The 16,661-nt window shown below is 26.7% G+C and carries 13 protein-coding genes; 5 read left to right on the top strand and 8 right to left on the bottom strand.

The annotated features are described in order from the left end of the window. Nucleotide 1 precedes the first annotated feature (1 nt). Nucleotides 2-2,956 carry an amidohydrolase family protein gene (locus tag I1A51_RS13415; RefSeq protein WP_196894748.1) on the bottom strand — a complete coding sequence of 985 codons (2,955 nt, stop codon included), beginning with the start codon at nucleotides 2,954-2,956 and terminating at the stop codon, nucleotides 2-4. A gap of 228 nt (nucleotides 2,957-3,184) precedes the next feature. On the opposite strand from I1A51_RS13415, the gene I1A51_RS13410 reads away from it, so the two are divergent. The 5 genes from I1A51_RS13410 to I1A51_RS13390 all read left to right on the top strand — a co-directional run bounded on the left by I1A51_RS13410 (nucleotide 3,185) and on the right by I1A51_RS13390 (nucleotide 6,337). Next, nucleotides 3,185-4,000, top strand: coding sequence for a methylamine utilization protein MauJ (locus I1A51_RS13410; protein WP_196894746.1), 816 nt, complete (start codon nucleotides 3,185-3,187; stop codon nucleotides 3,998-4,000). 14 nt (nucleotides 4,001-4,014) lie between these two features. Further along, the gene (locus tag I1A51_RS13405; protein WP_196894744.1) at nucleotides 4,015-5,004 is read left to right on the top strand and encodes a hypothetical protein; all 990 of its coding nucleotides are present in this window, start codon (nucleotides 4,015-4,017) and stop codon (nucleotides 5,002-5,004) included. 146 nt (nucleotides 5,005-5,150) lie between these two features. Beyond that, a complete protein-coding gene (locus tag I1A51_RS13400) occupies nucleotides 5,151-5,636 on the top strand; it encodes a MarR family winged helix-turn-helix transcriptional regulator (protein WP_196894742.1) in 486 nt (161 codons plus the stop codon). Next, nucleotides 5,629-6,117 (top strand): GNAT family N-acetyltransferase, encoded by a 489-nt coding sequence (locus I1A51_RS13395; protein WP_196894740.1) that lies wholly within the window; start codon nucleotides 5,629-5,631, stop codon nucleotides 6,115-6,117. The genes I1A51_RS13400 and I1A51_RS13395 overlap by 8 nt, the downstream gene beginning before the upstream one ends. Then, nucleotides 6,110-6,337 (top strand): YgjV family protein, encoded by a 228-nt coding sequence (locus tag I1A51_RS13390; protein WP_196894738.1) that lies wholly within the window; start codon nucleotides 6,110-6,112, stop codon nucleotides 6,335-6,337. Before I1A51_RS13395 ends, I1A51_RS13390 begins: the two co-directional genes overlap by 8 nt. Nucleotides 6,338-6,814: 477 nt before the next feature. Here I1A51_RS13390 and I1A51_RS13385 read toward each other — a convergent pair whose 3' ends face one another. The 7 genes from I1A51_RS13385 to I1A51_RS13355 form a co-directional block, all read right to left on the bottom strand. Further along, complete coding sequence (locus I1A51_RS13385; protein WP_196894736.1) at nucleotides 6,815-7,189, bottom strand: VOC family protein; 375 nt, start codon at nucleotides 7,187-7,189, stop codon at nucleotides 6,815-6,817. A gap of 70 nt (nucleotides 7,190-7,259) precedes the next feature. After that, the gene (locus tag I1A51_RS17745) at nucleotides 7,260-8,075 is read right to left on the bottom strand and encodes a DUF6597 domain-containing transcriptional factor (RefSeq protein ID WP_196894734.1); all 816 of its coding nucleotides are present in this window, start codon (nucleotides 8,073-8,075) and stop codon (nucleotides 7,260-7,262) included. Between the two features lie 229 nt (nucleotides 8,076-8,304). After that, entirely contained in the window at nucleotides 8,305-8,754 is a 450-nt protein-coding gene (locus tag I1A51_RS13375; RefSeq protein ID WP_196894733.1) for a hypothetical protein, read from the bottom strand. 530 nt (nucleotides 8,755-9,284) lie between these two features. Then, nucleotides 9,285-13,079 (bottom strand): NACHT domain-containing protein, encoded by a 3,795-nt coding sequence (locus I1A51_RS13370; RefSeq protein ID WP_196894731.1) that lies wholly within the window; start codon nucleotides 13,077-13,079, stop codon nucleotides 9,285-9,287. Nucleotides 13,080-13,091: 12 nt separating this feature from the next. Then, the gene (locus I1A51_RS13365; protein ID WP_196894729.1) at nucleotides 13,092-13,373 is read right to left on the bottom strand and encodes a hypothetical protein; all 282 of its coding nucleotides are present in this window, start codon (nucleotides 13,371-13,373) and stop codon (nucleotides 13,092-13,094) included. 463 nt (nucleotides 13,374-13,836) lie between these two features. Continuing rightward, nucleotides 13,837-14,289 (bottom strand): thioredoxin family protein, encoded by a 453-nt coding sequence (locus I1A51_RS13360; protein ID WP_231374035.1) that lies wholly within the window; start codon nucleotides 14,287-14,289, stop codon nucleotides 13,837-13,839. Between the two features lie 32 nt (nucleotides 14,290-14,321). Further along, a complete protein-coding gene (locus I1A51_RS13355) occupies nucleotides 14,322-16,616 on the bottom strand; it encodes a TonB-dependent receptor (protein ID WP_196894725.1) in 2,295 nt (764 codons plus the stop codon). Between the last annotated feature and the right edge of the window lie 45 nt (nucleotides 16,617-16,661).

Below are 16,661 nucleotides of genomic sequence, written 5' to 3'. Positions count from 1 at the left end.
CTTAGTGTTCTTCTGAATTACAGTGATACAATGTTTTTTTCTTTTGTACAGGCTTTTGTGTTTCTTCTCCTTTACCTTTTGCATCCAACATTTGCTGGATGATTTGTTTCTTTTCTTTCTGAATTTCTTCTCTTAATTCTTGATCTCTTTCCATATCAAAATAAAGAACTCCTTCGATAAACGTTTTTTCTGCTTTCGCATAGGTAGATAAAGGATTATGACTCCAAAGTACGATATCTGCATCTTTTCCAGCTTTGATACTTCCTAATTTAGCATCTAAATGTAAAAGTTTTGCAGGGTTTAAAGTCACAAATTTCCAAGCATCTTCTTGAGAAACATTACCATATTTTACTGCTTTTGCTGCTTCTTGATTCAATCTTCTTGACATTTCCGCATCATCCGAATTAAAAGCAACAATAACTCCTTCGTTATGCATTAAAGCTCCATTATAAGGAATTGCATCATTTACTTCATATTTATAAGCCCACCAATCTGCAAATGTAGAACCTCCAACTCCGTGTTCTTTCATTTTATCTGCAACTTTATATCCTTCTAAAATATGTGTGAAAGTGTTGATTTTAAAATCAAATTGCTCTGCAACACGCATTAACATTGTAATTTCGGACTGCACATAAGAGTGACAAGAAATAAAACGCTCGCTATTGATAATTTCTGCTAAAGTTTCTAATTCAATATCATGGCGCACAGGAATATTATTCTTTTTCTTAAAGTCATATTCTTTTGCTCTTTGGAAATAATCGATATAAACTTGCTCAACACCCATTCTTGTTTGTGGGAAACGAACTGAATATTTCTCTCCCCAGTTTGTTTGCTTCACATTTTCTCCTAAAGCAAATTTGATAAACTTTGGTTGATTTTCTACAATCATTTGATCTGGAGTTTCTCCCCATTTCAATTTAATAATCGCAGATTGTCCACCAATCGGATTTGCAGAACCGTGTAATAATTGTGCAGTTGTAACTCCACCAGCTAAGTTTCTATAAATATTTACATCATCCGAATTTACAACCGAATGAATCGCAACTTCCGCTGTGCTATTATGTCCAGATTCGTTTACACCATTTGAAATTGCAATATGCGAATGCTCATCAATAATTCCAGTTGTTAAGTGTTTTCCAGTTCCATCAATGATTTTTGCTCCAGAAGCTTTTAAATTCTTTCCAACTTTCGAAATTTTTCCATTTTTAATGTAAACATCTGTGTTTTCTAAAATTCCGTCTTTTTCATTTGTCCAAACTGTTGCATTTCTGATGATAAAATCATTTTGCTCTGGTTTTTCCTCAAACCCATAAGCCATATTTGGATAAGAAACTGCAACTAATTCTGGATTTTTCTTTGCTTTTTTCTTTTTATCCTTGTTTTTATGCTCTTTTGTTTTCTTAAAGTTTAAAGCAAATGTTTCATTTTTTGAAATATAATTTGCCATTGGCTCTTTTGCATTTCCAAAATAAACTTTAACTGCAACTTCTTCTTTCTTATTTGGTTTAAAATTGATGTATAACCAATCGTTTACCATTTTCGTAGTTGCTTTCACTTTCTTAGAACCTTGCATTATTTTCGCAGAAGGTTTTTCTTTTGTTCCAGCAATTTCAGCAGTATATTTTTTCTTTCCAATCTGAAAAGCATACGTTCCACGAACATCTTCTTTTGTGATGTCTTTGATTACATTTTGCTTTCCTTGAATCCAGTTTTCATAAATGATTGTTCTTTCTTCAAAAATATCTCCGTCTGTGATTAAAAAATTAGCCAAAGCTCCTTTTTTCAACGTTCCGATTTCATTTTCTAAGTTTAATAACTGCGCAGGAACTGTTGTCAATGCTGCTAAAGCTTTTTCTTTACTTAAACCATAAGAAATTGCTTTGCGAAGATTCTTGTGGAAATCTGCTTTTGATTTTAAATCAGCCGTTGTAAGCGCGAAATTGATTTTATTTTTCTCTAAAACATTTAAATTATTTGGCGCTTGATTCCAAGTTTTTAAATCTTCTAAGTTTACAATTTGTTGCACTTTTAAATCGCTAACATCATAAGCTTTTGGGAAATTAATTGGAATGATAAACGTTGTGTTTAAATCTTTAATTTCCGAAATTCTTTCATATTCATCTCCAGCTCCTTTGATGATGTAAGTTTCACCAAATTCGTTGGCAATTTTGTTTGCTCTAAAAATTTCTAATTTGTTTTTTACTTCAAAAACCTTAGGTAATTCTTTATTTTCGATAAAAGCTTTTAAAGAAAAATCAGCAACTTCTTCGTTTTGTTTTCCAAACCAATCCGCATCATGATTCATCTGACGAAGCAAAGCAATTGCTCCCATTTGCGAAGAAGGATATTCCTGTTTTGAATTTACACTTCTTTTAAAAGAAAAATGCTGTGCAGCTTTGTCCGAAAGAAGTCTTTCGTTGTTTTTTGCATCTTGATTTAAAGTTGTAACAAAAGAAGTTCCTCTTGCAATTCCGTCTTTATAATGTGAATTTACGGTTCCGAATCCAAGTTTGATTAACTCATCCGCATTTTTAGAATTAAAAAAGAAAAAATCTACACTATTTGTTTCTGGTTTTATATGTTCGTTCCAATAAAATCCGTTTTTGTGCGAATCATATTGTGGTGCTCTACCATGTTTGTGCTCATTTTTCGGAGCTTTCACACCAAAATCCGAATACATATCAATAAAAGAAGGATAAATATATTTTCCTTTTAAGTCTACAATTTTGCTGTCTTTCGGAATAGAAATATTTTTTCCTACAGCAATAATTTTTCCTTTTTCAAAAACCAACGTTCCGTTTTTAATTACTTGTTGAGAAGATACATATATTGTAGCGCCAGTAATTGCGATTTTTGAATTATCGGAGTTTTTTACTCCGTGATTTGTGGGGAAATACTCTTGAGCATGCAACAGACTTGCAAACAAAAAGAGTGTCAAAAAGATGATTTTTTTCATTCTTGAGTAATAAATGTTAATTGTTTTTGTTGTGAAGCTACCAAATTTAAGAAAATAATCGAATTGTAGGAGGGAAGGTGGATTTTTAACAGAATGTTGGGAGGGGAGAAAGTTGTTTAAGTAAATAGTTGGTTTTTTGAAAAAAAATAGAATTATTTTTTTGATTTTACGGAAAGTCGTAAAAATTGTTAAAAATATAGTGTTAATTTTGTTGAAAATTTTAAAATTATGATATATCATGAAGGTATTCCTATTTGGGAAGTAGATTTATTTATTATAGGATCTATCACAATTGATTCTCCAATTAGTTTTGATATAAGAAAAGAATTGGAACATAATGAACCATTTTATAGTAAAATTAAAATAAGGAATAATCAAAATGGTTTTAAGATAACTTTGACTGCATTTGCAAATAATTCTGATTTAGCTGAAAAAGCAGCTGTTCTATTTATTAGTAGGATGTTAGATGTTTTAGTTTTAAAATTAAATATACCAATAAGTTTAAATATTGATGGAAATTATTTTGTTTCTAGAAAAATACAAAATTCTGTCAGAAGGAAGGTAGATAAAAATATTTTTAATGATGCTTTTAAAGAGTATAGAAAATTACATTTAACTGATCATAAAACATATTTAAGAGCTTTGAGTTGGTTTAGAAAAGCAAAATGTACACAAGATCCAATAGATAAATTTTTAGCATTTTGGAATTCAATAGAAACAGTTTCTAATAAATATAACCCTTATAGAGAGAATTGTTCGGGAAGAGGTACTATTTGTCACATTTGGGAATGTTTTAAAAAAGTATGGGGAGATTGTGAAAATTGGGAATTTATAAATGGTAATTCTAATTGGATAGATGAATGTAATGAAATTAGAAGGAATATTGCTCATGGAATTATACCAATTGAAATACAAGAGATTGAAAAGATAATAAATAAAATTAATGAAGTTGAAAATGTTTCTCATAAATTCTTATCTGATTGGAGAAATGAATTATTGAATACACAAAATTTATCTTATGAGTTACAATCTCGTTTAGATTAAAAACAAATAAAAATATGTTTGAAAATTATAAAAATCATATTAATAAATTACTTCAAGAATCACTTTTTAGAGAAGAAGATATTTACTTTATTGATGGAGTCCCAAATGAACCAGAGTTTTTAGAATTATTTACATATTATTCAAAAGCTTTAATTATTGAAAACAAATATTATGATTTTGAACCCTTTTTTCTTTTTTTTAAAAATGATATTTCTGTAAATGCAATTGCGGGTAAAAATGAAAAAGTATTTTTTTTGGGTATAAATTCAGGGTTAATAATGCATTTAATTATTAATGTCCGTAATAAAACCTTCAAAATTAATGAAGAATTAATACCAACTTCTTTTATTAAAAATTTAGATACAAATCTAAATATGATTTTATATCAATTTTGTATTCATTTTACTTTTTATCATGAATTAGGTCATTTAATTCAATTTTCATGTAAAAAAGAAGAGAAAAGGAATTTTAATATAAATTATCAAGAAGATATTAAAAAAGAATTTAATCTAAGGAATCATTTTTTAGAAATTGATGCAGATGAATATAGTTCTCTATGTTTGGCAAATCATGTAATGAATTATGTTGAGAATAATTTAGATAATACGATTGAAAATTATATTTTTATGACAAAACTTTGTATATCTTCAATTATGATGTATATACAAAGTTTTTTTAATATTAACCAAGAATTTTATTTAAGAAAAAATAGTCATCCACATCCTGTTATTAGAATAATTAATGCAGCATCAGTTGTAAAAGCTTATATAATTAATGCATTAAAATTAAAAGGAATGGAAATAGAGAAAGAGCAATTCGACTTTATCTTTGATTCAATTATTATTGCAAGTCAGATGCCAATTAATAGATTTAATCCAAATAATTATAAGCAAATTTTATTGGAAAATAGAAATGATATAGAAAACTATTTAAAAGAAGTTAAAAAATATAACTCAAAATGTAGTGCAGTAAATAGAAGGAATGAATCTCTTTTAAATAATTAGTGTAATTTATTTATGATGTATAGAAAATTTTTTGAATTAGTTCTGTGACAAATAAATATAATTACTTATTATTTTAAAAAGTTTAAAAAACATAACCAGTTACCTAAAATTTTATATATTTGCATAACTAGTTAAGTAAATTAAAAATGGAAAACGATATTTTCAGAGAATTAAAGTATTTGGCATTTACAGCAAGATTAAAGCGAATCAGTGATAATATGCTTTATAATGCAAAAGATTTGTATAAAGAATTAGAATTGGATATTGATCCGAATTGGCATTTGATTTTTATGATGTTTAAAGAAAAAGACACTTTAACCATGACAGAAATTGCAGATGCTTTTCAGATTTCGCAACCTGCGGTGATTAAAATCATCAACAAAATGAAGCAAAAAGAATATTTGATTTCTACCAAAGACGCAACGGATAGTAGAAAACAATTATTACAGCTTTCTGCCAAGGCAAAGGAGAATTTGCCAAAATTGGAGAAAGTGTGGGAGGCAGGACGAAAATCGATTATGGAAATTTTGGAAGGAAACGAAACTATTTTAGAACAATTGGACGAAATAGAAAATCAGATTTCCAAAATGAATTACAAACAAAGAGTTTTAAAGAATTTACAAGATGATTAGAAAGGCAACTTTAGAAGATTTAAATGCTGTATGGAAAATATTTCATGCAGTAATTCAAACAGAAGATACACATGTTTTCTATAAAAATACACCCAAAGAAGATTTGCAAAAACATTGGTTTGCAACTTATATGTATACCTATGTTTATGAAGAAAATGAAGAAATTTTAGGTTCTTATTTTGTTAAACCAAATCAAATAGATTTAGGAAGTCATATTGCAAATGCGGGTTATATCGTGCATCCGGAAGCACAAGGAAAAGGAATCGGGAAGAAGCTTTGTGAACATTCTTTGGCTTTGGCAAAAGAAATCGGATTTATAGCGATGCAGTTTAATATTGTGGTAAGTACAAACAAAGTTGCTGTTGCAGTTTGGAAAAAGTATGGTTTTGAAATTATAGGTACAACTCCAAAAGGATTTAAGCATCCAGAATTTGGTTTTGTAGATACCTATATTATGTATAAAAGTTTGCTTGATGATTGATAGTTTTGCCTATTTAGCAATCGCAACAGGATTATATGCCATTTCGAAAAAAAAGATGCTTTCATTTCGTTTATGGCATATCGTCTCTTGTATTTCCTATATTATTTATGGAATTTTAAAACCAGCAATACCACTGATAATTTCTGGATTGTTGTTTTCCGTAATTCATTTGTTTCAGATTTATAAATGGAAAAAACAATTCGAAAAAAGAAAGATTTAAAGAACTTGTTTATCATGAAGATCGTTCTGGATTATTTTTTTGCGATTGTTGATTAACAATTGTAAGATTAAAAGAGCAAATAATAATGGAGCTATTATAAATGATAAAATATCCTTAAGATCAATTATACTAATTCCTTTTATGTTTGGATTAAATAGATATCTATCCAAAACAAAATAGACTGTTGTTAATATTATTAAAGTTAAAATAACAATTAATATTTTTCGTGTTTTTTTCATCTTTTTCTTTTTAATATTTCAAATTCTAAAATTTATAACGCAATTTTTTTCATCAATATCTACATCAAAATATTTTGTTTGAAAATAGAATTTCAGAGCAATAGATGCGCAAATATAGAAGAGAAATTAATTTTTAAAAACAGAATTTTCAGATTTAACGTTTTTTTGTAAATTCAAAAATCTTAATTAAACACAAAAGCAATTCAAGTTTCCACTTAAATCGCTTTTGCGCATTAGTTTACTCTTTTGAATGCAGTCCAATTGTATTTCCTTCTGTATCTTGTAAAATAGATACAAATCCAAATTCTCCAATTGGTGCTTTGAACTTAATAATTTTTCCACCTGCTTTTTCCACTCTATTTTCCTCAGTAATACAATCATTAGAAGTAAAATACACTACAGTATTATTTTCATGAGCAACATAGTTTTCTTTTTCAACAAGAGCTCCTGTTGCATTCGTTCCATTGTTTTCAAAAGGAAATGTAGATTGTTTTCCCCATTCAATAGGTAAATCAGTTAGCTTTATGTCAAAAACAATTTCATAAAATTTCTTAGCTCGTTCTAAGTTGGATACATTAATGTCAAACCAACAAACAGGATTTATAGTATTCATTTTGATAAAATTTAAATTTATACAAAGTTGAAGTTTGACCTGTATCTAAAATTGTAAAAATGGGACAGCGCTATTTTTTAGAATCAAAAATTAAAGACATTTTTAAATCTTCTCCGTAAAATTCTTTTGGTGTAATTCCTGTAAATTCTTTAAAGTCTTTGATAAAATGAGCTTGGTCAAAATATTCATTTTCGTAAGCCAAATTAGTCAATGATGTTTTTTCTTTTTGTAATAATGATTTTAGTGAATTTTGTAATCTTACAATCTTTGAGAGTTGTTTTGGACTTAATCCAACATCCGATGAAAACTTACGAGCTAACATTCTACGATTTGAATTAACTTGTTTTGAAAGTTCATTAACAGTAAGTTGTCCTTTGTGCTTTGAAATAATTTCTATCGTAGAACTTATAATTCGATCTTTTACTTCTTTACTTTTTAATAATTCAAGTAAAAAAGTTTCCGCAATATTTATTCGTTGACTTGTAGTTTGGGCATCTAAAATTTCTTGCTCTAATTTTACTCCTTTTTCACTAAACAATTCTTTTAAAGGGATAGGTTTATTTTCCATTTCTTTTAAAGGAATATTTGTAAAAGGTAAAAATCCATTTGGATGAAATCTAATGATAAAAGTTCCTGTTTTTCCAGTAGGTTCAACAACATAAGGTTTAGTTAATTGACCGATTAAAAAACTTCTTGGTTGTAAAAAGCTGTTTCCATTTTCAGGATGATGCCAATATAAATCGCCATAATGAAAAATCATTTTCATGGTTCCATCTGGAACAATTGTGTTTCTTTTAGGAGTTTCTTCTATAGAACTTTCCAATGTCCAAAAACATTTCACAAAGTTTGCTAAATCACTGTTTGGTTTAAATATTTTTGGATTCACTTAGTTTTATTTTTTGATTTAATGCCAAAGGTAAAATGTAAAATTCTCTTTCTAGTGCTATTTTGTAAATCGCGCTTAATTATTTTTTTGTATTTATGATGCTAATTGGAATTTTCATTAAATCTTGAGAATGTAAAAATTTAAATATTGTAGAGTTTTAAAATTATCAAACAGTGATTTTTAAATATTATGACAATAAGGTTTTAGTTTCTATTGTTGTAGGTTGTTTTTATTTATCGATATTTATTTTTTCAAAAGAAACTACACTAGCTCCAAAATATTGACCAATATCCTTTTTATAATGATGAAATTCCAACATCAACTTAATTTTATCAGGATTTTCAACTTTTCCTTTAAAGTCATAACCTCCATTATCGTTTAATTTCAAAAGCGAATCTTTTTTACCAGTATGGAATTTTACTATAGATTTTTCGTTGTATCCAACAAATACAAACTCCCCTTTGTATTCACTTCCAATTTTTTCTATGGAGTCTTTATCTACAATTAATCTAATAGAAGCATTATCAAAAATATATTTTGTGTTTAATGTGTCAATAATTGTTTTTAAGGAGTCTCTTTCTTTTTCTAATTTTTGTATTATTTCAAGATTATTTCTATCAGAATTACAGCTCAATAATAAGATAGAAGCTAGTAATAATATAATTTCTTTATTTTTCATTAATTATATGTTTAAAAAGGTGTATTAATTCATTTTCAATTGTTATTCTGTTTGGTACAAAATTTTTTCAATTTTTTCTTTAACGAAACCTTAATTTTGGCTAAAACTACTATTTTGATGGAAATAAATCAAATATAGAGGAGTTTTTAAATGAAATTTTTTTCTTAATCTGAGGTTTTAAAAAGTTGAGAAAAAATCAAAAATTTGTACCAAGATTGTCAAGCTCCCCTCTTGAGAGGGGCTAGGGGTGTGTTTTAGCTGAAATAAAATTTTTCATAAGACTTTAAACGTAATAATGTCTTATACAAAAACTGATTTTTTATTATAGAAATTCGCTAAGTGAGGAATTTTATATTCTATCAAGTAAACTTTTTTCATAGCTTGATGCAAAACCTATATAAGTTATTTTATCAATATTTATTTTTTCAGTTCTAACCCATTGAGCATTTTCATTCAACAATTCTAATTCTACATCATTCTCTGAAATATTTTTAATTTTCCCTACAAAATATGTTTTATCATGATGAAGGTCAAGATAGCAGTTTTTCTGTTTCTATAAGAGCATCTTTAAATTTATAAGGTCTTGAATTTGAATTTAGATAACTATTTTTACATTTATCGATCATTGAATTGATAGAATACAAATCTTCATTATTTTCTTCTAATTCTTCTTTTCTTTTGTCAAGTATTGATTTTACATTATTAAACTTTTCTTTAGAAGTAGAAATATTTGCGATATAATTAATTAAAAATTCTCTGTATATACCAGATTCGATATCATCAAAATTATTATTAAATATTAATTTGATAAGTTTTTCTAAATTATCAAAATTTTTAATTACGTTGTAATTTAAGTATTTAGTTCTCATTAATGATGGTACATTTTTCTTTTCTAATAATTCAATTAAAAAATCAATAACACTATGGTCATTAAGCTCGAATAATATATTTATTGCTTCATGACGATGTAATTCTTTTCCAGTTTTTAAATAGTCAATAGCCGATTTTCTACAAAATTCTATATATAAGTTCTTTTCAATCATTATACTAATTATTGACCAAAATTTATATTTTTTAAAAGCTTTACAACAATCAAGTAATAATATTTGATCACCAGTTAGTTCAATGTATTTTTTGATTTTTCTAATATCATTAGAAGTTGAATCAGAGCTAATGAATAAACTTCTTATTTTTGGGAAAGTAGCTTCTAAATTATTATTTAAAGCGTAATCGATATGTTTGGAAAGAGCAAAACTTGTTAATTTTTCATTATTAATGTTATGAATTATTTTATTATTAAATAATGTTTCATTATTAATTAATTCTTTGAATCTTAAAAAACTTTCATCGACTTCATAACTTCTGTCAAATTCATAGTATTGTATATAGTTGACGAGGAAATTTTGAGGAAAACTAAATTTAAACTTTTTTTGAAAGAAAAAGATTAAGTCAATTAATTTATAATTTTGACCATAATGAAATGTGTTTGGTTTGGAAATTATGACAATATTATCAAAGTCAATTTGTGAACACTTTAATAAACACCATTTTTCAATAATATTTACTTGCCTTTTTGAAACTTTAAATGATCTTTCATCCTTTTCATATTTAGTTATAACATCTCTGATTTTATTAAAAATTAAGTAATCATTCTCAAGATTTTTTTTTATAATGTCATATGAAATTGATTCATTTGGATATTCATATAAAAGAGTTTGAACAAGATTTAAAGATGTCTCAATTATATTTCCATGACCATTTTCTTTGTACCAATTTTGTGAAATTTTGTAAAATTCTTTTTTTCTAATTTCTGGACCATTTTTTCTAAATACCTTCTTTATTCTTTTTAATAATCTTCTTTTCTTAAAAAGAATATTCAAATTATCTTGAAGTCCTTTTTCATATTTCTTTTTGATTCTTTTTATTTCTCTTTCTGTGAATGCAGGTTCTTTAAATTTAATTCCTTTTCGTTTTATTAATTTTTCAAATTTTACACCTAATTTTCTATTGTTTAGATTGATAATAAAATTTCTGAAACGCTCAATTTTATCATCTGAAATATCTTTTTCAATTAATATATTTACTAAAGTAATTATTTCTGTTTCTGTAATTATTTCTGCTATAAAATAATCTACTTTTTCAAATTCATGATTATTTATTAAGTGAATTATTGCTGTTTTAATAGTGTCACTTTCAATTATTAAAATTGATAATAATTCATTATGGAGATTATAATCATTTTTATCAATTACGTTGTCAAAAATATTATAAATAAATTGAGGTTCTTGTCTAATAAAACCTGACATTTTTGAAATAACTTTTTGTAAATAATCATCACTTTTATAAATAGTAGAACTATTATTAAAAAAATATTTAGCAACCTCTAAAAAATTGTCTGCAGATGTTAATTTTAAAATTAATTCATTCGTGAGGATTTGATTTCCTCTAATAGTTTCATCAGGTATAAGCCTCTCTTTAATTTTATGTGCTCTTAAAAATTCTTCTTTTAAATAAACATAGAACGAATCAATATTGTCATTTTCACTTAATAAAAGTAATAGTTTGTAGTTTAGATCTTTGTGAGTTTCGTTTTTAAAAAGCTTAAAAATGGATTCTAAATACGTTTCGTCTTCATTAGTTATATTTTGATTTTTAATTAAATATAATATTTCAGATTTTATAGAAATGTGTAAATTTTCGTCATTTAATTTTTCAAATAATAACTTTTTTAAATCAGATAAAGAATCTTCAGGGATATTAAAAAAAGAAAGAAGACTTATTGCAGAAATTGTAGCTCTTATATGATAATCAGTACTGTTGGAAACTATATTAAATAAGAATTTGTAATTTTCGAAACAATTACCAAATTGTGCTATTTCTTTTATTTCAAATGTTCTATTTGTATTAATCCATAAAGTTTTTTCGACACACTCATTTTTAAAATAAGTTTGAAAAACTTTAATTTTTATTTCTAAATCGATTCTATTATAATCTGCTTTAAATAATAATTCAAGTTCATTTTCAATTAACCAATTAACCAATCCTTTGTATGTATCTGAATTATTATCTAGTAAATTAATAAGAAAAGTAATAGTATTAAAAAGAGAAGGGTGTGTTTTACCCAAATCTTCAATTTGTATGAAATTTAATATTTCATTTATACTTCTTTCTGAAATAGCTTTTGCTGCAAAATACTCTTGAATATTTCTATGTTCAAAAAAATATTCTTCTGTTTCCTTGTTTTTATCAATTAAAGGGTTGTTTTTAAAGTTTTTAAAGTCTAAAGAATTAGAATTTGCAATCTCAAATAATTCTTCATTTGAAATTGTATTTCTTTGCATTAATTCATTTATTAAAGAAGTTTTTATTGAAAGCCTTTTAATAAGTGGAATATTTAAACTTTTCTTTATTAATTTATGATTGTCATCATGTTTTAATCTTATGTTTATATAATTCTCCCATAATTCAGAGGAATTGAATGGTAATTTCTGATTTTCTTTTATATAGTCAGCTAATATATTTACTTGAAAAGGATTTTTTAAAAATTCTATAAATGTATTATCAAATGAAAGTTTATCGATAATACTACTTCCACATTTTAGCTTTAATAACTTTATACTTTCATTGTAATATAGATCTCTTAAATAGTAAACCTTGAAATCTGAAATGTTTTTAATTAAGCTTTCATAAACATTTGTTCGACAACTCAAAATGAATTTAAACTCAATTTCGTTAGTGTCTAAATAATAAATGAACGTTTCAAGTTTTGAATTGAAGTCTTGAATATTTTGAATTTCATCAATTCCATCGAAAATAAATATCAGATTTTTATATGATTCCCAATTTTTGAATAATACAGATGATTCGATATGATCGCTTGATGTAAAATTTTTTAAATTCCTATAAACAGGAATCAACTCATTATCTTTATCATTTATTAAATTTATTGCTAATTTTTTTAATTCAGTAGTTTTCCCTAGTCCTGGATTTCCTAATAAAATTATTTTATTTTCAGTTGAAATACATTTTTCCAATGTATCATCCAGAACTGTTTTTCCTATAAAAGAACTTAATAATTTGTTTTGATTTTTATTTGATTTAAAAATTTCCCTTTGGATTATATCTTTTTCATTTTCAATATTTCCAATAAGTATTTGAATATCCTTTTGAGTTAAATCTGTTTTTTCAACTTTATTTTGAAAAAGTAGTTTCTGAAAATCTTCACTTGAATTAATATTTACATTTTCAATTTTAGTAATCTCAACTTTAGATTGTTGATTTATATTTTTTACTTCAATTTTGTCACCTATAAATAAATTTCTCAAAAAATTACCCATTTATCTTCTCCTTACTTTAATTTCTGAATCATCCTTAATATCTGAAATATTAATATTACTATTGTCAGTAGACTTAACATCTATATCAACTTTTGATTTTGATACTTTTGAAATACCAATATTTGATATTTTTGATTCAAAAATTAGAGTAATTAGAACTAAAATTTGACTAATCATCACAATAAGAGGTTCAGGGCTTTTTTCTGTTATTAACCAATATATAGCAACTCCAAGTGTTATAATATTAAATGTAATTAATATAGTTTTTAAAAGTTTATTCATTTTATTCGGTATACATGTTATTTGTATGGTTAGCAATTTGTGTATAACTAGAATTCTGTTTACATTTTTTAAAGAAATCATTCCAAAAACATCTGTTTCATAATATATGTACTTTGTGAAAAAAATATTTAAAAAAAGTGTTAGATGCTCAAAAATAAAAGGTTCTTTATTTAAAAGCAAAAAATATTGTTGAATTTTATTTTTTATAATGAAGAAAAATAAGAATATTTTCGACTTCGCTCAGGCACCAGATGAGGTTTGGCTTAGGGATCGTAGTGGAAAGCTTTTTTCTTTTTCAAAATTTAGAAATTGTTTGGCAACGGAGGCGACCTAAGAAGCCCACATGTGCTTTAGAATTTCTTTTTTGATAAGGAAAAACTTGTAACGAAGAGCCCGACCTTTTTCTGTAGTTTTTACGGAAGAAAAAGGGAAGCTCCTGAAAATTTATAAAATCGCTTTGATTTTATTTCTTCAAGACCCCACCCAAAACCTTCAACAAATCCTCCTCAGAAAGAAACTGATTGTATTGAAAAATGATTTCATATTTTTCGTTTAAAATACACAGAGTAGGGTAAGCAATTTTTCCGTTTATAGTTCCTAATTGTTCTGCCAATTCATGAATGCCAGTTTTTCTTCCAGTAGGTTTGAATTTAAAAGTATGTCCAACAAATTCAATATCTCTTTTTTCTTCTGCATTAAAATCGATAAACCAAAAATGATTATTCAGTTTTTGTGCAACTTTTTTATTTTTAAAAGTAGTTTGTTTCATCGATTGGCAATATTTACACCAATCGGTATGTATAAAAACAATAATATTTCGTGGATTTGTTTTTTGTATACTATCTATTTGCTCAAATGTTGTAGTTTTTATTTGAGAAAAAGCCAATAGTGGCAATAAAGAAACCACTATTAGCATTATTATTTTTTTAAAAAATAGCATATTAAAAATTAATATAAAGTATATCGGAAACCTAAAAACCCTCTAATTCCTTGGTTTGGTGCAAAAACATAAGACGGATCAAAAGTCAATGCATTCGGATTATCAGAAGTTGGAATTACTTGTCCGTTTCCATCAAAAACTACATTTTCATCAAAAGGATCAAAAGCACGAGCAATACTATTTGCAGGAGGCGTATAATTCAACAAATTTTTCACGCCACCATAAAGTTGGAAATGCTCACCAAAATTTTTTGTCAATTGAATATTTTGAATACTCCACCAAGGTGAAAATTCTGGTCTATCATCCAATTCTCCTAAAACTGGCAAACGCATCGGCCCGTATAAATTACCTGTATAATCAATCGTTAAACCTAAAGATTTAATCGTGTATCCTGCGCTCCAAACTCCTTGAAATCTTTCAGTTAATAATTGTCTGTATTTTTTTCCGTCTTCTTCCACAGTTACATCCATTAAAGTTCCTCCAGCATTGATTTTTAAACCATTTTTTAAAGTTACATCCACATTCAAAGAAATTCCTTGTGAAACAGAAGAGCCATCTAAATTGCTATAAATAATCTTGTTTGGATCTGTTTCATAATCTGGTAAAATTTGATTGGAAAAATAGGTGTAAAAAGCACTTGCATCTAAACCGATAAAAGTTCCACCTTCTAAATAAATCTTTTTCACAAAATTGATATTTCCATTCCATGAAGTTTCTGGTAATAATTCATCTTCAAAAACCACATCTCTCGCTCCTGTAAGTGCAGCATGATCTTCTGTAAAAACATTTGCAACACGATATCCATTTCCAACACTTAAACGCAAGATATTTTTCTGGTTAGGAGAAGTCCATTTATAATTTACTCTTGGACTTAAAATTCCGCCATGAATACTATTATAATCATAGCGCATTCCTATTAATAATTTATGTTGCTGATTAAAAGTAATTTCATCCTGAACAAAAAAACCAGGTAAATGAGTAATTGCTGGATCATTTTCTAGATTTTCGCCTTTTGCTGTAGCTGGTGTATTATCATCATAATAAGTATAACGATAAGCAGCACCAGTTAAAATATCATGTTTTCCTAAAACTTTATTCCAAGTAAATTGACCAAAAGCAATGTATTGATCTGCTAGATATTTTGTGTCACCATAAACAGAGTTTTGATTGTGACCATTTGCGCTAAATTGAAAATTGATTAGTTCTGTTGTTGGTAATTGATAAATTCCAAAAGTTTCCCAGCGACTTGTATAAATGCTTTCACCATAAACTTCATTTCCTCCACGATATTTTGGTTCCCAGTTCATTTCTCCTCCCCATCTGTCTTCATAAACATAACGTCCAGCAACTGTAAAAACGCGATTGTTTTTCCTTTGAAAACTAAATTTATTAAAAAGAGAAATTCTATTTTGTAAAGTCACATCTGTAAATCCATCGTTATTATTGTCAATTGGATTGCTATAATTGAAATAATTTACACCTAAAAGCGCATCAACTTTTTTACCTAAATTATATTTTACACCAACATCTGCATTCACTTCTTCCCAAGTTGTTGCAAAAATATCTGTCGAAACCAAAGGAGCAGAGCTAGGTTTTTTAGTGATAATATTAATTAAACCACCAACAGCTTCTGAACCATAAAGCGTAGAAGCAGGACCTTTTACAATTTCCACTCGTTCGATTAAAGATTGTGGAATTCCAGTTAAACCATAAACAGTTGATAATCCACTTACAATTGGCATTCCGTCAATCAGAACCATCGTGTATGGACCTTCCAAACCGTTTATATGAATATCTCCTGTGTTACAAACATTGCAATTTAATTGTGGACGAACACCATTTACATTTTGCAAAGATTCGAAAATAGATGGAGTAGGGTTTGCTTTAAAGAATTTTGCTGTGTAAACTTCCACAGGAACTGGACTTGCCAATTTAGAAACTTCTTTCATCGTTCCTGAGATTACAACTTCATCTAAAACTGCATTATCTTCTTTTAGATTAAAATTTAAAGTAATATTCTCATTTTCTTTAAAAGTAATTGTTTTTTTCTCAGAAATAAATCCAACTGACGAAGCAATGATTGTATAAGTTCCTGCTGGAATGTTTTTTATTTGGAATTTTCCTGATGTATCGGTTGAGGTTCCTAGTTGTGTTCCTTTTAAATAAACACTTGCAAAATCAACTGGAGTTTTATTAGAAGTTATTTGACCTGAAAGAGTAGATTGTGCTTGAAAACTTAAAGAAAAGAGCATAAGTATTACAATTCCAATCCATTTTTTATGAATCGTAAAGTTTGTTAGCATTATTATGATTTTAAAATTTGAGTGGCAAATATATAAAGTTAGATA

The sequence above is a fragment of the Aureivirga marina genome (assembly GCF_015767265.1).
GTDB classification, from domain to species: domain Bacteria; phylum Bacteroidota; class Bacteroidia; order Flavobacteriales; family Flavobacteriaceae; genus Aureivirga; species Aureivirga marina.
Note: the sequence above shows the minus strand (reverse complement) of the source record. Positions and strands in the feature narration are given on the sequence as shown.